General features: G+C 64.9%; 22 protein-coding genes. 8 read left to right on the top strand and 14 right to left on the bottom strand.

The window, feature by feature from the left end; genetic code table 11:
• Position 1: 1 nt before the first annotated feature.
• Both MUN85_RS08310 and lepA read right to left on the bottom strand, forming a co-directional pair.
• Positions 2-664, bottom strand: a complete 663-nt coding sequence (locus tag MUN85_RS08310; protein ID WP_250506282.1) for an MOSC domain-containing protein — start codon at positions 662-664, stop codon at positions 2-4.
• Positions 661-2,532 carry a translation elongation factor 4 gene (lepA, locus tag MUN85_RS08315; protein ID WP_250506283.1) on the bottom strand — a complete coding sequence of 624 codons (1,872 nt, stop codon included), beginning with the start codon at positions 2,530-2,532 and terminating at the stop codon, positions 661-663. The genes MUN85_RS08310 and lepA overlap by 4 nt, the downstream gene beginning before the upstream one ends.
• A gap of 120 nt (positions 2,533-2,652) precedes the next feature.
• On the opposite strand from lepA, the gene MUN85_RS08320 reads away from it, so the two are divergent.
• Together MUN85_RS08320 and MUN85_RS08325 are read left to right on the top strand one after the other, a co-directional pair.
• Positions 2,653-3,249, top strand: coding sequence for a hypothetical protein (locus MUN85_RS08320; RefSeq protein ID WP_250506284.1), 597 nt, complete (start codon positions 2,653-2,655; stop codon positions 3,247-3,249).
• A gap of 28 nt (positions 3,250-3,277) precedes the next feature.
• Positions 3,278-3,811: a type II toxin-antitoxin system PemK/MazF family toxin gene (locus MUN85_RS08325; protein ID WP_250506285.1), complete on the top strand. Its 534-nt coding sequence runs from the start codon at positions 3,278-3,280 to the stop codon at positions 3,809-3,811.
• Here MUN85_RS08325 and MUN85_RS08330 read toward each other — a convergent pair.
• Complete coding sequence (locus MUN85_RS08330) at positions 3,729-4,670, bottom strand: hypothetical protein (protein ID WP_250506286.1); 942 nt, start codon at positions 4,668-4,670, stop codon at positions 3,729-3,731. The genes MUN85_RS08325 and MUN85_RS08330 overlap by 83 nt on opposite strands.
• A 270-nt stretch (positions 4,671-4,940) precedes the next feature.
• Here MUN85_RS08330 and rpsT point away from each other — a divergent pair, with 270 nt between their 5' ends.
• Positions 4,941-5,201, top strand: a complete 261-nt coding sequence (gene rpsT, locus MUN85_RS08335) for a 30S ribosomal protein S20 (RefSeq protein WP_092561227.1) — start codon at positions 4,941-4,943, stop codon at positions 5,199-5,201.
• 67 nt (positions 5,202-5,268) lie between these two features.
• On the opposite strand, the gene holA is transcribed toward rpsT, so the two are convergent.
• The 4 genes from holA to MUN85_RS08355 all read right to left on the bottom strand — a co-directional run bounded on the left by holA (position 5,269) and on the right by MUN85_RS08355 (position 10,202).
• Positions 5,269-6,258 (bottom strand): DNA polymerase III subunit delta, encoded by a 990-nt coding sequence (holA, locus tag MUN85_RS08340; RefSeq protein ID WP_250506287.1) that lies wholly within the window; start codon positions 6,256-6,258, stop codon positions 5,269-5,271.
• A gap of 12 nt (positions 6,259-6,270) precedes the next feature.
• Complete coding sequence (locus MUN85_RS08345; RefSeq protein WP_250506288.1) at positions 6,271-8,667, bottom strand: ComEC/Rec2 family competence protein; 2,397 nt, start codon at positions 8,665-8,667, stop codon at positions 6,271-6,273.
• The gene (locus MUN85_RS08350; protein WP_250506289.1) at positions 8,664-9,311 is read right to left on the bottom strand and encodes a ComEA family DNA-binding protein; all 648 of its coding nucleotides are present in this window, start codon (positions 9,309-9,311) and stop codon (positions 8,664-8,666) included. The genes MUN85_RS08345 and MUN85_RS08350 overlap by 4 nt, the downstream gene beginning before the upstream one ends.
• A 78-nt stretch (positions 9,312-9,389) precedes the next feature.
• On the bottom strand, positions 9,390-10,202 hold the full coding sequence (locus MUN85_RS08355; RefSeq protein ID WP_250506290.1) for a DegV family protein: 813 nt from the start codon (positions 10,200-10,202) through the stop codon (positions 9,390-9,392).
• A gap of 31 nt (positions 10,203-10,233) precedes the next feature.
• Between MUN85_RS08355 and MUN85_RS08360 the strand changes: the two genes are divergently transcribed.
• On the top strand, positions 10,234-12,012 hold the full coding sequence (locus MUN85_RS08360) for a helicase HerA-like domain-containing protein (RefSeq protein ID WP_250506291.1): 1,779 nt from the start codon (positions 10,234-10,236) through the stop codon (positions 12,010-12,012).
• On the opposite strand, the gene leuS is transcribed toward MUN85_RS08360, so the two are convergent.
• Genes leuS through MUN85_RS08385 form a run of 5 tightly spaced genes read right to left on the bottom strand, consistent with a single transcriptional unit; the run spans position 12,009 to position 18,263 of the window.
• The gene (gene leuS / locus MUN85_RS08365) at positions 12,009-14,903 is read right to left on the bottom strand and encodes a leucine--tRNA ligase (protein WP_250506292.1); all 2,895 of its coding nucleotides are present in this window, start codon (positions 14,901-14,903) and stop codon (positions 12,009-12,011) included. The genes MUN85_RS08360 and leuS overlap by 4 nt on opposite strands.
• An 18-nt stretch (positions 14,904-14,921) precedes the next feature.
• Positions 14,922-15,527, bottom strand: a complete 606-nt coding sequence (locus MUN85_RS08370; RefSeq protein WP_250506293.1) for a vitamin K epoxide reductase family protein — start codon at positions 15,525-15,527, stop codon at positions 14,922-14,924.
• Positions 15,524-17,137, bottom strand: a complete 1,614-nt coding sequence (locus tag MUN85_RS08375) for a metallophosphoesterase family protein (protein ID WP_250506294.1) — start codon at positions 17,135-17,137, stop codon at positions 15,524-15,526. The genes MUN85_RS08370 and MUN85_RS08375 overlap by 4 nt, the downstream gene beginning before the upstream one ends.
• Positions 17,104-17,454, bottom strand: a complete 351-nt coding sequence (locus MUN85_RS08380; protein WP_092565088.1) for a hypothetical protein — start codon at positions 17,452-17,454, stop codon at positions 17,104-17,106. Before MUN85_RS08380 ends, MUN85_RS08375 begins: the two co-directional genes overlap by 34 nt.
• Entirely contained in the window at positions 17,451-18,263 is an 813-nt protein-coding gene (locus MUN85_RS08385; RefSeq protein ID WP_250506295.1) for an HAD-IIB family hydrolase, read from the bottom strand. The genes MUN85_RS08380 and MUN85_RS08385 overlap by 4 nt, the downstream gene beginning before the upstream one ends.
• On the opposite strand from MUN85_RS08385, the gene MUN85_RS08390 reads away from it, so the two are divergent.
• The 3 genes from MUN85_RS08390 to MUN85_RS08400 all read left to right on the top strand — a co-directional run bounded on the left by MUN85_RS08390 (position 18,255) and on the right by MUN85_RS08400 (position 20,662).
• A complete protein-coding gene (locus tag MUN85_RS08390; RefSeq protein WP_250506296.1) occupies positions 18,255-19,055 on the top strand; it encodes an aldo/keto reductase in 801 nt (266 codons plus the stop codon). The two genes, MUN85_RS08385 and MUN85_RS08390, sit on opposite strands and share 9 nt — an antisense overlap.
• A gap of 80 nt (positions 19,056-19,135) precedes the next feature.
• Positions 19,136-19,843, top strand: coding sequence for a purine-nucleoside phosphorylase (deoD, locus tag MUN85_RS08395; protein WP_250506297.1), 708 nt, complete (start codon positions 19,136-19,138; stop codon positions 19,841-19,843).
• A gap of 3 nt (positions 19,844-19,846) precedes the next feature.
• Positions 19,847-20,662 (top strand): TrmH family RNA methyltransferase, encoded by an 816-nt coding sequence (locus MUN85_RS08400; RefSeq protein ID WP_250506298.1) that lies wholly within the window; start codon positions 19,847-19,849, stop codon positions 20,660-20,662.
• Positions 20,663-20,665: 3 nt separating this feature from the next.
• Here the strand turns inward: MUN85_RS08400 and MUN85_RS08405 are convergent, their stop codons facing one another.
• The gene (locus MUN85_RS08405; RefSeq protein ID WP_092565096.1) at positions 20,666-21,130 is read right to left on the bottom strand and encodes a tRNA (cytidine(34)-2'-O)-methyltransferase; all 465 of its coding nucleotides are present in this window, start codon (positions 21,128-21,130) and stop codon (positions 20,666-20,668) included.
• Positions 21,131-21,186: 56 nt separating this feature from the next.
• Between MUN85_RS08405 and MUN85_RS08410 the strand changes: the two genes are divergently transcribed.
• Positions 21,187-22,161 carry a hypothetical protein gene (locus tag MUN85_RS08410; RefSeq protein ID WP_250506299.1) on the top strand — a complete coding sequence of 325 codons (975 nt, stop codon included), beginning with the start codon at positions 21,187-21,189 and terminating at the stop codon, positions 22,159-22,161.
• Here MUN85_RS08410 and MUN85_RS08415 read toward each other — a convergent pair.
• Entirely contained in the window at positions 22,145-22,639 is a 495-nt protein-coding gene (locus MUN85_RS08415) for a flavin reductase family protein (RefSeq protein ID WP_250506300.1), read from the bottom strand. The two genes, MUN85_RS08410 and MUN85_RS08415, sit on opposite strands and share 17 nt — an antisense overlap.
• Between the last annotated feature and the right edge of the window lie 15 nt (positions 22,640-22,654).

Raw genomic sequence — 22,654 nt, forward strand, 5'->3', positions numbered from 1 at the left:
GCTATCCCTCCCGCATGACGGCCGCGATGAGGTACTTCAACGTGTAGGGCGCCACGGTCATCTCGCCGGCGTCGTGCAGCGCGAGGATCGCGCGGGCATCAGCGGGATCGTGGTGTGAAAACCACTGTGTCACTGAGACTCCATGGCCGGGTCGATCGAGGAGTTCGACGCTATCGCCTGCGGTGATCGTGCCGGGCTTGTGGACCTTGAGATAGACCCCGGGTCGTCCCCGCTGACGAAAGGTGCGATTCCAGCGCTCAATACCCATGTGAAACGAAAACGTCGCGCACGGGTTACGCGGCCCCGTCACCTCAACCTCGATACCCCCGATGCGCCACTTTTCACCGATCTCTGCATCGTCGATGCCCCAGCCCGTGGGTGACGCGATGCGCAGGTTCTCGCCAAAGTGGCCATAGGGCAGGTCTGTTACGAGTTCACGTTCCCAGTATGCGAACTCAGCCGAGTCCATAACGTAGATGGCTTTATCACGGCCACCGTGGTGTTTGCGGGCGCATTGGATATCGCCCTGCAGGCCAAGGTCGTCGACCACCACGGGCTTTGCGGTCGGCCGCTTGTCAATTGCGCTCAGACCCACCGGTCCCGGCACCACCGTCAAGACAGGGTGCGCTAAGCACACCGCCTCGACTCGTCCGAGGACGGTCATTTTTTGCCCGTCGGCGCATCCGAGGATAGCGCCGCAACAAAGGCCTCCTGCGGCACCTCGACGCGACCGATGGCCTTCATCCGCTTCTTGCCTTCCTTCTGCTTTTCCAGCAGTTTGCGCTTCCGGGAGATATCGCCGCCGTAGCACTTGGCGAGCATGTCCTTGCGGAGCGCGCGGATGGTCTCGCGAGCAATGATGCGCGAGCCGATCGCGGCTTGAATGGGAACCTCGAATTGCTGGCGCGGGATGAGGTTCTTGAGTTTGCCGGCCATCTCCACGCCGTACTCGTAGGCCTTGTCGCGGTGGACAATGGCGGAAAAGGCGTCGACCGTGTCGCCATGCAGCAGGATGTCGACCTTGACGAGATTCGCGACCTGGTCGCCCGCCATGTCGTAGTCGAGGGAGGCATAGCCCTTCGTGCGCGATTTGAGCTGATCGAAAAAGTCGAACACGATCTCGGCGAGCGGCAGCTCATAGCGCAGCTCGACACGCTCCGGAGAGAGGTAGTCCATTCCAAGCAGGTTGCCGCGGCGATTTTGGCACAGTTCCATAACGGCCCCGACGAAATCACTTGGCAGCAAAATCGTCGCCTTGACCATGGGCTCGTGCACGGCGTGGACCTTCCCGTCGGGAAACTCCGACGGGTTCGTCACGGTCACCGTGGTGCGGTCTTCCATCTCGACGGTGTAGACGACGTTGGGCGCAGTTGAGATGAGGTCGAGATTGAACTCGCGCTCCAATCGCTCCCGCACGATTTCGAGGTGAAGCAGGCCAAGGAATCCGCAGCGGTAACCGAAACCAAGGGCCGCGGAGGTTTCCGGCTCGTAGACGAGGGCAGCGTCATTCAGCTTGAGTTTGTCGAGTGCCTCTCGCAGCGCCGGATAATCCGAACCGTCAATCGGATACAGGCCTGAAAAGACCATCGGCTGTGGATCGCGGTAGCCCGCGAGTGGCTCGGTTGCTTCGCGAGCGGTCGTCGTGACGGTGTCACCGACACGCGACTGGCGAACATCCTTCACACCGGTAATGAGGTAGCCGACCTCGCCGACGCCAAGACCCTTCGACGGCGTGGGCTCCGGAGAAATCACCCCAATTTCCAGCAGCTCGTGACGGGCCTTCGTCGAGAGCATCTCGATGCGGTCGCGCGGCTCGATATGACCGTCGATGACGCGCACATAGGTGACGACGCCGCGGTAGGTGTCGTACACCGAATCAAAGATCATGGCGCGGGTGGGTCCGTCGGAATCACCCTGCGGAGCGGGGATTTCGGCGACGATTCGGTCGAGCAATTCGGTCACGCCGGCGCCGGTCTTACCGGAGACCCGCAGACAGTCCTCGGGCTCGCCACCAATGAGTCCGGCAAGTTCCTCCGCATACTTCTCGGGTTGGGCCGCGGGCAGATCGATCTTGTTCAAGACCGGGATGATCGTCAGATCGTTTTCGAGCGCCATATAAAGATTGGCGAGAGTCTGCGCCTCAATCCCCTGGGCTGCATCCACGAGCAGGACCGCACCCTCGCAGGCCGCAAGCGAGCGTGAGACCTCATAGGAGAAGTCGACGTGGCCGGGCGTGTCAATCATGTTGAGCGCGTAGGGCTGCTCGCTCACGACCCAGGGCATCCTGACGGCCTGAGATTTGATCGTGATCCCGCGCTCGCGTTCGATATCCATGCGATCGAGGTACTGGGAGCGCATGAGTCGCTCCTCGACTACCCCCGTGAGTTGGAGCATGCGGTCAGCAAGCGTCGACTTGCCGTGGTCGATATGCGCAATGATGCAGAAGTTACGCAGCAGCGACGGGTCGGTGGCCGCGGGGCGAATGGCATCAAGGGCCGGGTTATTGCTCAGGGGCACGAACAGATTCCTCATTTCCCAAAACGTCGTCCGCGCCATTGTCGCATGACCGCAAGGATCTAACCCAGTTGCGCCAAGGACGAACGCGCCACGTTTAGGCGTGCTTTGGGCCGCCGGCGGTGTCAGAGTAAAGACATGACATCGTCGCAGACTGTCACGAAGCTGCTGCCAACCCTGCTGCGCATTGCACACAAACCGGGAGGGCTACTCCTCATGGCTGCAGCAGGGGCAACCGGTCTGCTGACCCTCATGTCGCTGGCTGTCATTGCCTCCTCCTCGTCACCGATCCGGTTCTTGCCGCTCGCGCTTGCCATCGTGCTATGGATCTTTATCGCGGCGTTCGGCATCTACCGGGAAATCCTGCGACGCAACTTGGACGATCTCGAGCGTCAGGCAACCGGCGTCGCCGTCGTCATCGATGATGACGTCGTCAGCCATGATCAGGAAGTCGCGCCGCATCAATCATCGGGTGCGGTGAACTCGGCGCTGCACGACGAGGCACAAGCCCTCGGTGAGGCCTATCGCGAAACGACAATTCGCACAGCGAAGTACTTTCCGCGCATCGAAGCCGCCCAACGCGGCCTTATTCGCGCCGCGGGTGGGGTTGTCAATGCGCCGTACCTCAAGCACGACCTTCGAATCATCATTGGGTCGTTTATCGGGACCGCAGCGGCGCTCCCCCTCGCCCTATTCGGCTTCACCGTGTGCGCATTTGCCTTGCTCTTGAGCTAACAACGCGTCTCCTTTGTACAGTGGAGACGTGAATTCCCTGTTTCGACGCGGTTTGCGACTTGTCTCCCAACTCGCGACCGATGCCTTAAAGTCATCCCGCACGAGCGCCTCACCGCGCCGGGTCCAGCCGGCGCCACGTGCCAGCGCAACCATCGGCGAGTACGACACGACGCGCGGCTTGCCTCGCTTCGAGTACTCACCTGAACTCGACGGTGATGCCGATCCCGGCGAAGTCGTCTGGACGTGGGTGCCCTACGAAGAAGACGCCACCCAGGGTAAGGACCGTCCGGTCCTCGTCCTCGCCCGGGAGAGCAATCAACTGATCATCGCCCAGCTCACGAGCAAGGACCACGACCGGGACGCAGATAAGGAAGCGCGCTACGGCCGCTACTGGATGGATGTGGGCAGCGGTGTCTGGGATCGTCGCGGCCGCCCGTCAGAGGTGCGTCTCGACCGGCTGTTGTGGGTGTCGCCCGATGTTATTCGTCGCGAAGGTGGTCGTCTCGACAAGCCGATCTTTGATGCGGTGACTGACGCGTTGATTTCTCTTCATCAGGGCTAGCCTGCCGCTCTTGCCAGGACTTGCGTGTCTTGGCGGATCTCTTAGCGCGTCGCATGCCGAGAATTCCTGCAACGATGCCGATCAGGATCGGCATCCACAGCTTGGGATGGTCAATCAACCACTCCAACCAGGCAGGCAATGCAGGAAGTGATGGCAGCGAGATCTCGGGCCAAGGAATATTGATCTCCGGCCACGGGATATTGATTTCTGGCCAAGGGATATTGATCTGTGGCCACGGGATATTGATCTCGGGCAGGAAACTGAGGAACCACGTCACTATCCGTTCGATCAGTGGTGCGGCGAGAATGACGATGAGCGCCCACCCCACCTTGCCCATGCCCGCCATGATCGGGAAAACCAAGCGTTTCCAGGGGGAGGCTTCCATTGCCTTGAACCGACGCTCTGCCGGCGAGTTGTTCGGGACATCAAACAGCGCGACTTCGTCGCTGCCGCGATCGCGAAAGTAGATCGAGCGAGGTTCCCCAAAAAGGTTGACATCGATATCGATGAAGGGCTCAATGCCGATTGGCACGGTACCCGTCGGGATGTCAGGCTCGTCCTCCCCTTCGTCGGCCTCGAGCTTGACGGGCACTTTCGCTCGTTTCATGTCCTTTAAGCGCGCACGAACCTCGCCATTGACAGTGAAGAGCATCGACCGTTCTTTGCCTGACGCACGGCGATCCTTCAGCTTGATGAGTAACGCAGTGAGTCGATTCTTGGGGCTGTCTCGTTCTTCCCAATCGGGAGAGGCCGTGTCCTTACGCGGGAACTGCGGGTCATACAGGTGAAGTTCGACAGGCCGGGCGATACGGACGACAAGCTCACCGAATTCGGGATGGTTGAGTCGCCACACTTCCACTGCTGTCCCCCTTGTTCCATTAACGGGTTCACTATACCGACGCGCCAGGGTGCGGTGATTCACACCTGACGGTGGGCATTAGCGCTGGGATTCACTAGCGGCGTTAGGGGGTTTCGGTGATAGTGTTGATCCTCGGTGTACCGCATGGTCGTGTGGCGCACCTGTCGGAGCCAACCACGTGCCATCCCCACGGCCCAGTCCCGGCGCCGACACTATCCCTCACTGACCGAATCCGATCGCGCAAGCGAACAACGAAAGAGTTCACCACAAGTGGCTAACATCAAGTCTCAGATCAAGCGCAACAAGACGAACGAAAAGGCTCGTCAGCGCAACAAGGCTGTGAAGAGCGAGCTCAAGACGTACGTCCGTCGTGTCCGTGAGGCAGTTGCTGCGGGCGATAAGGACGCCGCCGAAAAGGCGCTCACTGTCGCGAGCCGCAAGCTCGACAAGGCTCACTCCAAGGGCGTCATCCACAAGAACCAGGCAGCCAACCGCAAGGGCAAGCTCGCCCGCGCCGTTAACTCCCTGTAAGGACGCTCCAGCACACGCTGATTCGAAACCGCCGAGACCGCTCCGGTCATCGGCGGTTTTCGTTTCTCTAGCGGCGTGCCGCACCAATGGCCAAAATGGCTTTCTCGACCGCGTAGACCGGATCCTTGCCTCCGCCCTTGACGTCCTCATCGGCTTGCGCGACCGCGATGATTGCGGCTCCCAAACCTTCCGGACGCCATCCGCGCAGCTCGCGGCGAGCACGGTCGATCTGCCAGGGGGCGAGCCCTACATCGCGTGCGTTCAGCCCCCGCGCTTGCATTCCGCCCACCTTCGCCAACGAGCGCAGTTTCATCGCCAGCGCGGCAACGAGCGGCACGGGTGACGTGCCGGTATCGATGGCGTGTCGTAACAGTGCCAGGGCTTTGGGAATATCGCCCGCGAGCGCCGCATCGGCGACGGCGAACCCAGAGGCTTCCACCCGGTTTCCGTAGTAGCGCTTGACGACATCAGTCGTGACGGTCCCGGAGGTATCAGCAATAAGCTGCGCCGAGGCTGCAGCGAGTTCAGCCACATCCGAGCCGACCGCCTCAACGAGCGCGGTCACAGCCTCCCTATCGATACGTCGCCGAGCGCGCCGAAAGTCCTGCGCAATAAATGCGGCCTTATCGCCATCGGTTTTGATTTCCTCACACGCAACTACGGGCCCCGCAGTAGCTAGCGCATCGAGGAGCTTCTTACCGCGTTGTCCCCCGCCGTGGTGGACAATGACCCAGCAGTCCTCCTCGACGTGTTTGAGGTAGTCCAGCATCTCCGTAAGAAACGAATCGTTCATTTGGTTTGCGTTGTCCACCATGATGAGTCGCCGCTCGCCGAAGAGCGACGGAGAGGTCAACACACCAAGCTGCGCAGGCGCATAGGCTGCCGCATCAACATGAGTGATCTCGGTATCCGGGTCGATGTCGCGAGCTTGGCGCATCAGTCGGGTTCGTGCGCGGTCGGCGAGGACCGCTTCGGGGCCTTTGATGAGGACTACGGGCGCGAGTTCCACGATGTCCCAGCTGAGTCCGGCGGGGGCTTTTCGTTGACGGGGAGGCACGCCTTCACTTTCTCACGATCCGCCGCGGCGCGTCACAGCGACGCCGTCTGGCGTGGCGTGAAAGGTCAATGCGCCGTCTCGGTCGGTGCGGAAGATTGTTCCGCCGCTCGCCTCATACAGCTCGATCGCCGACGCTGTGGGGTGGCCATAGTCGTTATCGGCTCCTACCGAGATGACCACGACAGGAGCCGCCAACTGATGTGCGAGTTCTGGCAGCTGACGCCCCGAGCCGTGGTGAGCCATCACCAGCACATCGATCTCGGGACAGCGCGGGACCGAACACACCGCTGATAGCCGACGATAAAGCTCGGCCTGCCCTTCCATTTCAAGGTCGCCCAAGATGAGGGCGCGTATGTCCCCGGATTCGGCATACACCACAAGCGAGAGATCATTAGCACCAGCGTCGTGGTCCCAACTATCGGCGACGGCACTACTAGGGCCCCAGATTTGCCACGTGGCCTGCCCACTTGAACCGGTGAGGTGCCTTCGCTCCCGCACAGCATCGGTGACGTCGATGTCGGCCGATGCCGCGAGTTGAGCCGTCTGCTCTGTGTTTGCGCTCGGGTGACGGCTGGGACCGATGATGATCTGCCCTACGTCCACACCGACGAGTACATCGTGCAGACCACCGACGTGATCGGAGTGCGGGTGAGAGAGGAAAACGAAGGGGAGATTTGAAATGCCGGCCTGAGATAGGCAGCGTTCGATACCGGCGCCGGGACTGCCGGTATCAACGAGGAGCGCCGAGGTCGGACCTGCGCGGATGAGGAATGCCGAGCCTTGTCCGACATCGCACTGCCACATATCCCACTCGCGGACTCCACCGCTCGCCCAGCGGTAGGTGACAACGCCGCAAATGACGGCAGCCATAGCGATTGCCAGTGCCGCCCGCATGCGGCGACGGGAAGCCTGACGTTTTCGTGGCCGGGTGGATAGCCACCGGTCAGCGGCAATGACCGTACCAAGAACCACGAGGCATCCACCGATTGCGATCGCGACGCCACCAATCCCCTCCGGCAGGCCGTAGCGAGCCACGGGCAATTCGGCAAAGAACTGAGCCACTCGCGCTAGCCACCACGTAAAACCCGACGATACCTGGGCCAGAACGCTTGCGGCCCGGGGAAAAACCGGAGCGAGCAGGGCCGCCGGCATCGCGGTCAGCAGTGCTGGGATGAACGCGGGTGTGGCGATGAGGTTGGCGAAGATTCCATAGGTTTGGACCTCGGAAATCATGAGAGCGATGATCGGCGTACATGCCAGTTGTGCAGCTAGCGGCACAGCGAGCGCACGGGCCAGTCGTTGGGAGAAGAACCGCGCTAACACGCGGGTCATGATGGGTGTCAGGAGCATCAGGCCAGCGGTCGCGGTGACGGACAGGGCGAAGCCGTAGCTGCGAGCAGAATGCGGCCAGGTCACAACGACGGTAATTACCGCCACGCTGAGGGCTGGCAGGCCCGTCGGTGCTCTGCCGCGCAGCCGCGCAAGCAGCACGACTAGGCCCATGACGGTGGCGCGTTTGATTGAGGGCATGGGGCCGACGAGCAGGAACATCCCAATGAGGGTGGCCGCACCCGCGGCAATGCCCGCCCACCGTGGCAGCGCAGCGGTCAGCAGGAGAACGGTCGCAAGGATGATGGCGACATGGGCACCGGAGACCGCCGTCAAATGGGTGAGGGAGGCGGCCTTCATAGCGTCATCGAGACTTGCTGGCAGGCGGGAGCGATCGCCGATCGAGATCCCCGGCACGAGGCCCGCCCCCTGGGGCGAGAGTTCGTCGGCCACGGCCCGGAAGTCAGTTCGGATCCGAGCGGTGAGGGCCCCAAGTCCGCGTGGCGGTGAACTCTCGGCCAGTTTGCTGGCGGACAGGAGCGCGGGCGACTCTTCACCAGGGCGCGCCGCCCGCAGCCGCCCGCTCGCGGTGATTCTACTGCCCGCGCTGATGTCGCTTGTTGGCCCGAGGATCGTGACGACCTCACGGCTGGCATGGCACTGCCCTTTCAGACACACGCGCGTAGCGTCGGCGATGAATCGGCGGCGGTCCCCTGCCCACTCCGGGCCGATGATCGCGACCGGATCGGTGCGGGCGATCGCCTCGATCGAGACGACGAGGTTGTCGGTGCCGCGCTCGGCCGCCTCGGCGATGATGGTCCCGCGGGTCGCGACATGCACGCCGCTCGTGAGGATGCCGAGCCCTAGCCCGACGGCGATAAAGACTGCAAGGACGCTGCGTTCGCTATCGCGGTGGCGGCCGCGCCGGCGGGCATGGCTGAGCGCCGCAAGCAGGCTCGCCATAAGGAAGGCCGCGAGGGCGATCGTGCGCGGCGCGGAAAGGACAAGCCATGCCCCGGCCCATGTGCCAAGGGCCAGTGGAGCAAGGCGTAGATCGAGAGCCGGGCGGCGAGATTTCACTTCGCCTCGACCTTTTCGCGCAGCCGCGATAACAGCGCGGGTCCAATCCCGGATACGTCATCAAGCGCGTCGACGGATGCGAACGGCCCGTTGGTCTCGCGGTGGTTGATGATGCGTTCGGCGAGGGCGGGCCCGATGCCGGAGATCTGTTGGAGCTGTTCGCTCGTCGCGGTGTTGACGTTGATCAGTCCCTCGGCTGGCGTTGCGGCCCCTGCCGCGGCGGGCGGGGCCTCCCCCGGTTTGGGAACGTGGATGTGCTCGCCATCTTCCAGATGGCGCGCGAGGTTCTGCGCAGCCGGATCGGCCCCCGCGCGCAGTCCCCCGGCCGCCGCGATCGCGTCGGTGAGCCGGGCTGTGGCCGGCAGCGTGTACACGCCCGGCTTCTCGACCTCGCCCGTGAGGTAAATGACGATGTCGGAGCCCGCCGCGGGCTCTTCGGTGACTACGACGGGGCCGGATGGTGAGGCCGTTGCGGGCGGGGTGGCAATGACCGTTGCCGTTGTTCCGGTGGCCAGATGAAAGCCGAGCGCCGCGACGGCACTGATGAGGGTGAGGGCCACAAGCGCGAGGACGACGCGCGGGCCCGCCAACACCCGCACTCGACGGCGCTCTATGGGTTCGCTCCCAGCGCGCAGATCTGACATGCCGCCAACCTAGGGCGGCCTGCCTTCTCGCGGCGGGCGCCGGCGGAGGGAAAGGGCTATAAGAGGCCCGAAGGTGCGCTAGTGGATATCCGCGGCCAGCGCGGGGGCTAGGCACAGCCCCCAGTAGGTCTGCCCGGTGTGGACGGTCAGGGCCTCCGGCAGCGGGGCAACGTGCAGGTCGCGGACGGGAACGTCCGCGACGGCGAGAGCAGCGGCGACCTCATCGGGAAACGGATCGTCCCCTGGGACGTGGCAAAAACAGTCGACGCCGTCAGCGGGCACGGCTCGCTCGGGCCGCGCCCCGAGGTGAGTGAGCGCGCGGGCGATCATGCGGTTGCGGGCACGCTTCTTGCCGCGCACGGCCTCAGCGAGGCGGAGCTGGCCCTCGCGCACGTCGATGATGGGAACGATGCCGAGGGCGGTGCCGATCATCGCGCTCGGCGAGGTGAGTCGGCCGCCGGTGACGAGCGGCTTGAGATCGCCAACGAGCAGCTGCGTCATGGATTTGGCAACGACCTCGCGGACGATGGCGGCCGCGGCAGCCGGTGATGTCGCGCGGGAGGCCGCAAGGACGGCAAGGCCGAGCGTGCCGCCCGTCGTGAGGGTATCGATGACCTGGCAGTCGGCGCCGTGCTCCACGACGATCTGGCGCAGCGCCTGGGCCGTGCCGGACAGCTTGGAGGACAGTACCGGCGCGATGACGGGACGCGTGCCGGATAGGCTGGCGCGATCCAGCGCCTCGAGCAGTGCGGCCGCGCTGGGTTGGGAAGTCGTGGGGCGGCCCGCTGCGTGTTCGACGCTGAGGGGTACCTCGATGATCGGAACGCGGGCCACCTCGCGGCTCGCGGCGGGCAGCGCACACGAGGAATCCGTGAGCAGCGCAAAGGTCATATCGCTAGCTTGCCACGAATAGGATAGGGCTATGACGGATACGCCTGATCTCGCTGCCCTGAAGGCCGCGGCGGCCGCGGCCGCCGCCGAAGCCGCGGAAGCCGAAGCCAAAGCCGCCGCCGCGCGCGCCGCAGCCGCTGGAGCCGCCCTCGCCGCCGCCGCTGCCGCGCCAGAGCCCGCGGCCCCGGAGCCCGCGGCGCCGAGTGATTCGGTCCAGGTTCAGACCATTACCGAGGGCTACCGCTTCGACGGCGAGGTGCTTCAGCTCGGCGTCCTGCTGGAGGACGGGCAGCCGGTGCCAAGCGCCCGAATCTCGCTACCGCTTGCCATGATGAACCGTCACGGCCTCGTCGCGGGCGCGACGGGCACCGGCAAGACGCGCACGCTGCAGCTCATGGTCGAGGGGCTATCAGCGGCGGGCGTGCCGAGCTTCGTCATGGATATCAAGGGCGATCTGACGGGCCTGCTGGAAGCCGGCCACGGCTCGGATAAGCTGAGCGCCCGCACCCAGGCGCTCGGCCAGCAGTGGACCGGACGCGCATTTCCCGTCGAGCTCTACCGCCTTGGCAGCGCGGGCGTCGGGATCCCGGTGCGCACGTCGATCACCGACTTTGGTCCGCTCCTGCTCGCGCGCGTCCTAGAGCTGAACGACACGCAAGAATCCGCGTTGCAGCTCATCTTCCACTGGGCCGATTCCCAGCAGCTGGCACTCATTGACGTCAAGGACCTGCGCGCCGTCGTCGCCTATCTCACAAGTGATGAGGGCAAGGAGGCGCTGAAGGCTATCGGCGGTATTTCGTCCGCGACGGCCGGCGTCATCTTGCGTAAACTTGCCGCGCTCGAGGCGCAGGGCGGTGACGAGTTCTTCGGCGAACCGGCCTTTGATACCGCTGACCTGCTCGCCATGACGGGCGAGGGCGGCGTCATCTCCGTGCTCGAGCTGCCGAGCGTGCACGATCAGCCCGTGCTGTTTTCGACCTTCGTCATGTGGCTGCTGGCCTCCCTGTTCCAGACGCTGCCTGAGGTTGGCGACGCGGAAAAACCGAAGCTCGTCTTCTTCTTCGACGAGGCGCACCTGTTGTTTAACGGCGCCTCCAAGGCCTTCCTCGATGAGGTCATCAAGACGGTGCGGCTCGTGCGCTCCAAGGGCGTCGGCATTTTCTTCGTCACGCAGACCCCCAAGGACGTGCCCGCCGACGTGCTGGCACAGCTGGGCGCCCGGGTGCAGCACGCGCTGCGAGCCTTCACGCCGCAGGACGCGAAGAAGCTGAAGGAAACCGTCTCCACGTTCCCGACTTCCCCCTATGACCTGGCCGAGGTGCTGACCTCGCTCGGCACGGGCGAAGCCGTCGTCACCGTGCTGGACCGCAAGGGCCGGCCCACCCCCGTCGCGCCGACGCGCCTGTTCGCGCCCGCCGCGAACATGGGCGAGGCGAGCCCGGGCGTTGCCGAAGCGCACGTAGCCGCGTCGGCGAAACTCGCTCGCTACAAGGACGCCGTCGACCCGGAATCCGCCTTCGAGCTCCTCGAAGCGCGCGTGGCTGCTGAGGCGCGGGCCCGCGAGGAGGCCAAGGCCGCCGAGGCCGCCGCCAAGGAGGCCGAAAAGGCGCGAGCCGCCGCCGATAAGGCGCGCGAGAAGGAATACGAGCGGATGCGCCGTCAGGCCGAAAAGGACGCGGAGGCCGCGCGGCGCGAGCAGGAGCGTGCGGCCGCGAAGCGCTCGCGCGTCATGGAGGACATGCTGCGCACCGCGGGCCGGACGCTCACGCGTGAGATCACGCGCTCGATCTTCGGCACCCGCCGCCGCTAGTCGCGCGGCGGCACGATGTTGACGAGCTTGGGCGCGCGCACGATGACCTTCATCGGCTCGCGGCCAGCCAGGTAGCGCTGCGCACCGGCCGAGGCGATCGCGAGCTGAGCGAGGTCATCGTCGGCGATATCGACGGGAACCTCGAGCCGGTCCCGTACCTTGCCCGCGACCTGCACGACGCACGTCGTCGTCTCATCGACGAGCTTGTCCGCATCCGCGAGCGGGAAGGGCTCAAAGGCGAGCGAGTCGGCGTGCCCGAGGCGCGACCACAGCTCCTCGGCGATGTGCGGCGCGAGCGGGGAGACCATGAGGATGAGCGGCTCGATCGCGGCGCGCGGCACTGCCGCAAGCCCGGTGAGGTGATTGTTCAGCACGATCATCTTGGCGATCGCGGTGTTCATCCGCAGATTGTCAAGTTCCTCGGTGACGTCGGCGATGGTGCGCGCCACCAGGCGCGCGGTCTCCTCGCCCATCGGCTCCTCGGTGACCGTGACCTCGCCGGTGTTTTCGTCAACGACGTTTCGCCACAGCCGTTGCAAGAATCGCTGCGAACCAACGACGGCGCGCGTCTCCCAGGGACGGGACAGATCCAGCGGCCCCATCGACATTTCGTAGAGCCGGAATGTATCAGCGCCGTAGGTCTCGCACATCTCATCGGGCGTGACGATGTTCTTCAGCGACTTGCCCATCTTGCCGTATTCGCGCGTGACGGCCTCGCCCTGCCAGGTAAAGCCCGCGCTCTCATCGCCCTCGACCTCTTCGGCCGGCACGTACTGGCCGCGCGAATCGGCGTAGGCATAGGCCTGGATATAGCCCTGGTTGAACAGGCGGTGGAAGGGCTCGAAGCTCGTGACGTAGCCCAGGTCGTAGAGCACCTTGTGCCAAAACCGGGCGTATAGCAGGTGCAGCACGGCGTGTTCGACGCCGCCGACGTATAGGTCCGCGCCGCCGGAGCCGCCCGGCGTTTTCGGGCCCATCCAGTAGGCCTCATTGGCCGGGTCGATGAGCACATCGTCGTTGTTCGGGTCCAGGTAGCGCATCTCATACCAGCACGAGCCCGCCCAGTTGGGCATGGTGTTGGTATCGCGACGGTAGGTCTTCAGCCCATCGCCGAGGTCGAGCTCGACCTCGAGCCACTGCGTGGCCCTCCCCAACGGCGGCTCCGGGGAGCTCGCGGCGTCGTCCGGATCGAAGGTTCGCGGGGAGAAATCATCCATCTCGGGCAGCGTGACGGGCAGCATCTCCTCGGGCAGCGCGTGCACCTGGCCGTCCTCGTCGTAGACGACGGGGAACGGCTCGCCCCAGTAGCGCTGCCGGCTAAAGAGCCAGTCACGCAGGCGGTAGGTCGTCGTGGCCTCGCCCAGGCCCTGCTCGGCGAGCCAGGCCGTCATCGCGGCCTTCGCATCCTCCTTGGTCATGCCGTTGAGGCTGATGTCCTCGTTGGCGGAGTTAATGATGACGCCGTCGCCGGTGTATGCGGCGTCCTCGACGCCATCGGGCGAATCGATCGTCGGGATGATCGGCAGTTCAAAGCGGGTCGCAAAGGCGTGGTCGCGCTCATCGTGGGCGGGTACCGCCATGATCGCTCCGGTGCCGTATCCCATGAGGACGTAGTCCGCAACGAAGATCGGGACCTGCTCGCCATTAACGGGGTTAATGCCGTAAATACCGGTAAAGACGCCGGTCTTGACGCGCTCTTCGTCCTGGCGTTCGGCCTCCGAGCGGCGCGCGGCCTGCTCGCGGTAGCGGGCGACGGCCTCGGCCGGGGTTTGCGCTCCCCCGGTCCACGCCTCGCGGGTGCCGCTCGGCCACGAGGCCGGAACGAGCAAATCATCGCCGCTGCCAAGCAGCGGATGCTCCGGCGCGATCACCATGAATGTCGCGCCAAAGAGCGTATCGGGCCGCGTCGTGTAGACCTGCAGCGGGGTTTCGCTGCGGCCATCGCCGCCGGGCACGGTGAAGGTGACTGTTGCGCCCTCGGAGCGGCCAATCCAGTTGCGCTGCATCGCGCGGATCTTGTCGGGCCAGTCGATCGTCTCGAGGTCATCGACAAGGCGGTCGGCGTAGTCGGTGATGCGCATCATCCACTGGCGCAGGCGGGAGGCAAAGACCGGGAAGTTGCCGCGCTCTGAACGGCCCTCGCTCGTGACCTCTTCATTGGCGAGCACGGTGCCAAGTCCGGGGCACCAGTTCACCGGCGCGTAGTCAATGTAGGCCAGCCGGTAGCTGTCGATGAGTTCGGCGCGCTCGGCGGCCGAATACTCTGCAAAGGGGCGGCCGTCGGGGGTCGGGCGCACGCCGGTAGTGAACTCGTCGACGAGTTCGGCAATCGGGCGCGCCGAGCCTTTGCCGCCATCGCGTCGGGTGGCCTCGGGGTCATACCAGGCGGAGTAGATCTGCAGGAAGATCCACTGCGTCCACTTCACGTAATCATCGTCCGTCGTCGCGATGGAGCGTCGCAGGTCGTGCGAGAGCCCAATGCGCGAGAGTTGGCGGCGCATATTCGCGATGTTTTCGTCAGTCGTGACGCGCGGATGCTGGCCCGTCTGGACCGCGTACTGCTCGGCGGGCAGGCCGAAGGCGTCGTAGCCCATGGTGTAGGCGACGTTCTTGCCCTTCATGCGCTGGTAGCGCGCGACGACGTCGGTGGCGATGTAGCCGAGCGGGTGGCCGACGTGCAGGCCCTTGCCCGAGGGGTAGGGGAACATGTCGAGCACGAAGAACCGCTCCAGCTCGGCCTTGGGCCCAGCAAGATCACCCACGGGATTGTCCGCATTGAAGGTGCCGCGCGTCTCCCAGCGCTGCTGCCAGTCGGCCTCTAGCTGGCCCGCAAGCTCCGCCGTATAGCGGTGAGCGGGGACAGCGGCCGGGGTGTGGTTCTCAGTGGTCATGCCTCGCATTCTAGCGGGCTAGATGACCGCCGCGATTTGCGTACGCATGGTGATCACCACGACGAGCACCACGGCCATGATCACCGCCAGCGTGTAGAGCCAGCGGTAGGTCCACAGGTGGGTGCCGACGCTACGTGGCGGTACGTGTCCGAGCGCCATGGCACGCCCGATGGTGAAGACCGCGATGGGGATAGCGGCCGCCCAGATCACCATGCAGTATGGGCACAGCGCTTTGAAGACGGCGACCGACTGGTAGGTGAAGTACGCGACGAAGACGAGCGCTCCGATCGATCCCGCCACGAGCGCGCCCCACAACCACCGGGGGAAGGAAACCTTGGATAGCTGCAGCAGGGCAATCAGCGCAATGACGGAAAACGCCATGGCACCGATCAGCGCGTTCGGCAGGCCCGCGACGAGGTGGGCTTGCGGGCTGAGAAGCGAGACGCCACACCCGATGAGCGTGTTGAGGTCGCAGGCCGGGGCCGCCAGCGGGTTCTTCAGGTATGCGAGCTCGGCAGCGAGCAGGGCCACGCTCGCCCAGATCCCAAAGAGGGAACAAACGAGGAGAACGAGTCCATACTGGGTGGCACCGAAAACGCTGGGGGTCCGGCTCGTGCGAGTCATTGCACCAGTGTATCGACAGGCTCGGCCGGAGCGAGCTGGTAGTAGGGCCGCAGCGGCGTGACGTTCACGGAGCCGCTGGAGGTGATCGAGACGACGCGGTAGTCGACCGGAAGCTGGCGGGCCTTATCGAAGCGCAGGATCGTTATCTCGGCATCGGAGTTCATTCGACCCATGACTGTGTTTTCCTTCAGGCCGCGACCCGTGGAGGCATTGGTGTAACGGATCTGGGCGCCGTCGCTACCGGCAACGAGATCCGGCCCGACCCGGTGGTGGACGTGACCCGAGATCCACATGGGCGCGCAGCCCGTATTCTCGGCGACGCGCTGAGTGTAGGGGTCGTGCACGATCATGAGCGCGAGCGGCCCGCGGCACGCGGCCTGCGACAGCCGCGCCGCCATCTCGGGTTTGGACTCCTCGCGTTCAGCGAAGGTCCCCTGCCCGAGCACCGTGATCGTCGGGTCGATATCGCCAAGAAGTGAGAGCCCCGCGACGGTGATGCGCTCGCCCGACAGCACGTGCCAGCCGGCCGCACGCTCCTGCGCCGTCGTCGTTTTTGAATCGTGATTTCCATCGGAGACGACGACGGGATAGTCCTGCCATGCCGTGGCGTAGGCGTCCACGCAGAACTGCTCGGCGCTCGTGCCGTTCGTCGTCGTATCGCCGCCGTTGATGATGAAATCGGCGTGCACCGCATCCGCGATCCGCGCGATGGGCTCAGCGAGCGAAATATTGCAGTGCAGATCGGAGACGAAAACCACCGTGACGAGATCATCGCCGCTGGCCTCCACGAGCTCACCACGGCTGCCATCGGAGGCCAGGATCCGGTAGGCGGCGTGCGAGGGCGAGGGCGCAAGGTTGCGGGCGATCTCCGTGTTCACCCCGTCGTAGAAGTCCATCGTCGAGTTGTATTGGGCGACGGCCGCATCGGCGCCGAGGTCCAGCAGCGGCCCCAGCTGGCCGACGACTTTGATGTCGCGAAATGGCGTGTTCGCGAGCGCCTCGATGGACCGGGCGCCGGTCAGGGGATGCCGGGCGAGCGGCGCGATCAGCAGCGCGATGCCGGCGATGGCGGTCGCGCCAAGCAGCGGCGCGATTCCCGGGGTGCGAAGGACACGGGCGGTCGCCGCGAGCGCCCGGCCGCGGGCCGTGAGCCGCACCGCGGTGATCGCGATGAGGCCGATGCCAAAGGTGATGGCGGCCCGCCCGAGAATGTCGGCAATGAGGGCGTCTCGGGGTCCGCGGATAGCGGCTTCCGGGTTTTCGGCGAGCTGGAGGTAGGCGTTGAGGTTTGCCGTGAGCTGGGAGCCGAGATCCTGTGTGGGATCGGCTGCCGGCACCTCATGAACGTCGACCTGGATGCCAAAGGGACGCGGCAGCGGTGAGTCGATCACGACGGCGCCGAGCGGCCCCAGCGTGACGCGGATATCGCTGCTCAGGGTGGTGGTGATGACGGCGTTGTGGGGGCCGATCGCAGAGTCGACCTTCGCGGTTCCCCACCCGATGCCAAGGGACGCCGCCGTGAGCGCGAGGAAGGCGGCAATCGCGCCTCCGATGCGCCGCGGCGTGAACCGTGGGGTTACGGGCTCGTGGACGCTAACGAGCCGAGCCATGAGGCGATCGAGACAAAGAGCACGTTCGCGCCGATTCCTAGCGCGATCAAGGTGGCCCAGGTGTTCTTACAGCGTTGGGCGAGCGCGACGACGGCGAGGACGACGACGACCAGGGAGACGATCAGCGAGATGAACAACAGCACCGAGGCGGCGGTTTGATCGCCGGCCGCGAGGGAGCGTCCCGTGGAGTAGGCGAATGATGCCTGGATCAAGACGACGATGATCGCGAGAACGAACGCAATCCACGGCAGCATCGATTCCGTGCGGCTTGCCGAACCAATCCGCGGCTTGTCCGGCTTTTTCTCGGGAGTTGTCATGCCTTTAGTCTGTCATGCGTCGATGACTCGTCAAGACGAATGATGACCTCGGCGATGACGTTTGCGGTCTCTTGCCACGATGAGACTTCGAGACATGGCACGCCGAGCGCCTTGACCGGGTAGTCATTGCCGTGCGGGTCGAGTCGGTCGCCGATAAAGAGCATGTCGGTGAGCGCGATGCCGGTCGCCGCGGCGAGCTCGCGCATGCCGTAGGCCTTATCGACGCCGCGCGCGGTGATATCGACCGACGTCGATCCGCCGGAGCGCACCTCCAGATCGGCAAGCTGCGGAGCGAGTTCATCGCGCAGCCGGTTCTTTTTTTCGCCGCTCGGGTCCCATGCCTTCTTTGCCTCCAGCGGCGCGGCCTGGCCAAGCGCGGAGTAGGTGATTTGGGAGCCTCGGTCCTCGATCGCGGGCCCCCAGGTTTCGCTCTCCCACAGCCCGAGTTCCTTGGCCGTGGCTTCGACGGCGGCCATTGCGCGGTGGCGCTGGTCCTCGCTTAGGTTGCGCGCGTAGACCTCGCGGTAGGCCGACCCGTCGGCAACGAGGTAGCGGGTGCCGCACGTCGGCATGAGATGGAGCCTGCCGCTGGCCGCCTCGGTGAGGTCCAGGTGGGGCAGCAGTTGCGTTTCGAACTGCGCAAACTGGCCGCCCGAGATGACGCAGACGGGTACTCGCTCAAGGAGTTCCATGAGGCCGCGGGCGACGTCGTTTGGAACCGGAGACTTCGAGGGCGCCAGGGTGTCGTCTAGATCGAAGGCGACGAGACGTGGCGCGGGCCGGGATGCAAGACTGGCGGTATGACTCACGATGCTGATGTTATACCGACGATCGGATATGGGACGTATGCGCTCACGGACCCGGCATCCTCGGTGGCAAGCGCGATCGAGCTCGGCTACCGCCTCATCGATACGGCCTCGAGCTACGGCAATGAGCGCGAGGTCGGATTGGGCGTGCGAGATTCGGCTGTGGCACGCGATCAGGTCGCGGTGACCTCGAAGCTGCGGGGCGATGACCAGGTGGCGGGCGCACGCGCGGGTCTAGAGCGAAGTTTGGACGACCTCGGGCTTAGCTACCTCGACAATTACCTCATCCATTGGCCGCTGCCGAGCCTTGGGCGCTACCGCGAGGTCTATGGCGAGCTCATGGCCGCGCGCGAGGAGGGCCTGATCCGGCGGCTCGGTGTCTCCAACTTCCTGCCCGAGCACCTCACCGCGCTTTACGACGCCTATGGCGAATGGCCTGCCATCAACCAGATCGAGCTGCATCCCTACTTCCCGCAGCAGGCGCTTCTTGCTTGGTGCCAGGAGCGCGGCATCGAGGTGCAGGCGTGGTCTCCGCTCGGCCGAAAGACCGACCTGCTCAGCAACGAGACCGTGACGACGATGGCGCACGCGCATGGCTGTACTCCAGCCCAGTTGGTGCTGGCCTGGCACCTGGCTCGGGGCTGCGCCCCGATCCCCAAGACCGACTCGACCGAGCGCGCGGCCGAGAATCTCGCGGCAGTCTCGCTCCGGTTAACCGGGCGTGAGGTCGAGGCCCTGGCGTCGCTCGAGCGCGGCCGGATCGGCGGCGACCCTGCCACCCACGTGGAGATGTAGCCGCCGTCTCACCGCCAGCTCGGCTGTGGCGCGCGCGGCGCCGGTAGGGTGGAGGTCACGACCTGAGTGAAGGAGCTTTCATGGCCACGCCCCATATTTCTGCCGCCCCCGGCGATTTCGCCCCCGCTGTTCTCATGCCGGGCGATCCGCTGCGCGCCAAGCGCATCGCGGAAAGGGTCTTTGACGAGCCTCGGCTCGTCAATGAGGTGCGCGGCATGCTCGCCTACACCGGCACCGTCAATGGCAAGCCGCTGTCCGTCATGGGCTCGGGAATGGGCCAGCCCTCGGCGACGATTTATACGACCGAACTGTTTAAGTTCTACGGCGTCGAACGCATTATTCGCGTCGGCACGACGGGCGGCATCAGCCCGAACGTCTCCGTCGGCGACGTCATCATCGCGATGGGCGCGCACACGGACTCTGCCATGAATCAGCACCGGATCCCGGGCGTCAACTTCTCGGCCGTCGCCTCCTTTAACCTCGCCCAGGCCGCAGTTGCCGCAGCGGGAGACGCCGATAACGTGCACGTCGGCACGATCATCTCGCGCGATCACTTCTACCTCGTCGTCGACGGCCAGGTCCAAAAGCTTGCCGACTACGGCGTCCTTGGCGTCGATATGGAGGCCGCCGCCATGTACGGCGTCGCCGCTGAGTTCGGGAAGGAAGCGCTCACCGTGCTGACAGTCTCGGACCACCTGCTCGACGGGTCCAAGGACATGACTGCTGAGGAGCGCGAATCCAACTTCGATGGCGCTCTTAAGCTGGCGATCGCCGCCGCCCACAGCTGACGCGTGATCATCGCCCTACCTCAGGCCGGTGACCTGGCGGACTACACGGACCTCACCGACGTCGCGCTGCGCAAGAAACTCGAAACCGAGCGCGGCCTGTTCATGGCGGAGTCCTCCACCGTGATCTCGCGTGCGGTCGCCGCCGGTTACCGGCCGCGTTCCTTCCTCATGGCCGAGCGTTGGCTGGACTCGATGCGCGAGACGATCAGGCGCGCCACCGGTCACGACGACGGCGGCGAGGTGCCGGTCTATATCGGCACCGACGAGGAGCTCCGCCAGCTCACGGGCTTTCACGTCCACCGCGGAGCCCTAGCCGCGATGCACCGCCGGGAGTTGCCGAGCCTTGCCGAGACTCTCGCGGGCGCTCGCCGCGTCGCGATCCTGGAAGACATCGTCGACCACACCAATGTGGGGGCCGCATTTCGCTCCGCCGCGGCGCTCGGGGTCGATGCCATCTTGTGCACCCCATCGTGCGCGGACCCGCTCTACCGGCGGGCCGTGCGCGTCTCGATGGGGACGGTGTTTCAGGTGCCATTCACCCGAATCTCGCCATGGCCGCAGGGCATCGAGCAGCTGCGCGCACTCGGGTTTCGCGTGGCGGCGCTAGCGCTCGCCGAGAACGCGCTCACGATCGATGAGCTCGCTGCTCGAAACGATGACAAGCTCGCGGTGGTGCTCGGGACCGAAGGCGATGGCCTCACGCGGCGCACGATCGCCGCCTGCGATGACGTCGTGACGATCCCGATGGCACACGGCGTGGATTCGCTGAACGTCGCCGCTGCGGCGGCGGTCGCCTTTTACGCCCTGCGGGCCCGGTAGTCCCTAGACGCCACCCGCAAAATCGTGTTGCCGCCACGCTTCGTAGACGGCGATCGAGGCGGAATTCGCGAGGTTCAAGCTCCGCCGACCAGGCTGCATCGGGATCCGCACAATGCCTGCAAGCCGATCATCGGTAAGGACGCTGTCCGGAAGCCCGCTGGGTTCACAGCCAAAGAGCAGCACATCGCCCTCGTCATAGGAAATGTCAGCGAAGGAACGCTCGGACTTTCCGGAAAACGCCCAGACGCGCTTCGGCGCAAGCGCGGCGAACATGGCGTCAATATCATCGTGGATCACGAGATCAGCGAGATCGTGATAGTCGAGTCCGGCCCGCTTCAGGTGCGCATCCGAAAAGTCGAAACCGAGCGGTTTGATCAGGTGCAGTGTGGCGCCGGTGCAGGCGGCGAGCCGGATTGCGGCCCCGGTATTTCCGGGAATCCGCGGCTCGTGGAAAACAATATGGAACACTCCCCCATTAGACATTGGTCCCACCGACGAATCGAAATTCGTGACACAATCACGCTATGACCCGGGACACATCTAGCGTGACGACCGGCCATGCGCCGACGCCTGCCCCGGGGCTCCCCGTCGTCCTGGATGTGGACCTCGAAGGACGTGTGCTCGCGCGCAGCGCGAGCGAGCCACGCCAGCTCATGGAGATCGGCCGTAAAGGTCAACCTCGCATCCTGACATCACTGGCGACCTCATGCACCGGGCTCTACATTCCCGGCCACCGCACGATCGTCGTCGAACACGACTGGGGCGGCGGGACCACGCCGCAACTGTCCCTACTCAATATGGTCGCAACCCACATTCCGGCCGGCCTCGAGGGATTTCACCTGCTCGCGCATGGCGCCGGTATCACCCATCGCGTCCTGCACGTCCACCATCAGGGCATCACGTATCTCTCCGATGACCGAAAGCGCCACACCCTCGACGTCTGGTACCGGGATTGGCGCAGTGCTCCCCAACTCCTGCACCTCGACGTGCCGGCCGATGCTCGCGCCACGACCTCCAAGGACGGGGCCAGCGTCGCAGTCTTCTCCCCCGACGTCAGCGAGATCACCATCCACCGGTTGCTCACGGGCGAGACCATCACCGTTGAGCTGCCACCCGGCAATATCGTGACGAGCACACGCCTGGTGCCCGATGGCTCTCGCATGATCACGACGTACCTGCGGCCCGACGGCTCGCGCGGCGCGTGGTGGTGGGAAGGCGCCGATCACGTGCGCGAAGCACGCCCAACGATCGGCAAAGTGATCCCCGGCGGGGTCTCTCCCGACGGCGCCCATGCCGTCTGCTTGGACGAAGCGACAAACACCTTCGTGCTGCTGTCGATCGATGGCGACGAACTCATGCGCTGGCACTGCGCTGATGTCGGGGTGGCGACGAGTGCCGCCTGGAATATCGCCGGAGATATGTGCGCCGTGGATTCCGCTGGCGCGTCGGGCGCGTGGCGCTGGAGGTTAGCCGACGGCGATATCACTCACCTGTGGTGATGGGAGCCAGGCGACGATACTGGCGATCGAGATACACGAGCGGCGCAAGCTCTCCTTCGGTCACCTCAATCTCGGTTACTTCGCCGACGATGAGGACCGAATCCGCGACGTCGTGGCGCGCCACGATCGACGCCCGCAGCCAGGCGGAGGCGCCCGGGAGGTAGGGCACGCCATCATCGGTGAGGTCGTAGGATCCGGGAAGGAACCGGTCACCGCCCCGCATCGCGAAGCGCGTCGCCACCTCATCGGAGGCGTCATCAAGGAAATTAATGATCACTTCCGAGGTGCCCGCAACCGCCATTCCTGCACCCGATGCACGCGAGACTGCAAAGGCGATGCTCGGCGGTGCTGCCGCAACCGAGATCACCGACGTTGCGGTGAATCCAGCCAGTTCCCCATCAACGGTGAAGGTCACGACTGTCACGCCAGCGACGTGGCGACGAAAAATTGTTCGGAACATCTCCCGTAGTTCACTCATAGGACAAGTGTCTCA

Source organism: Bowdeniella massiliensis, from assembly GCF_023634005.1.
GTDB lineage: Bacteria > Actinomycetota > Actinomycetes > Actinomycetales > Actinomycetaceae > Bowdeniella > Bowdeniella massiliensis.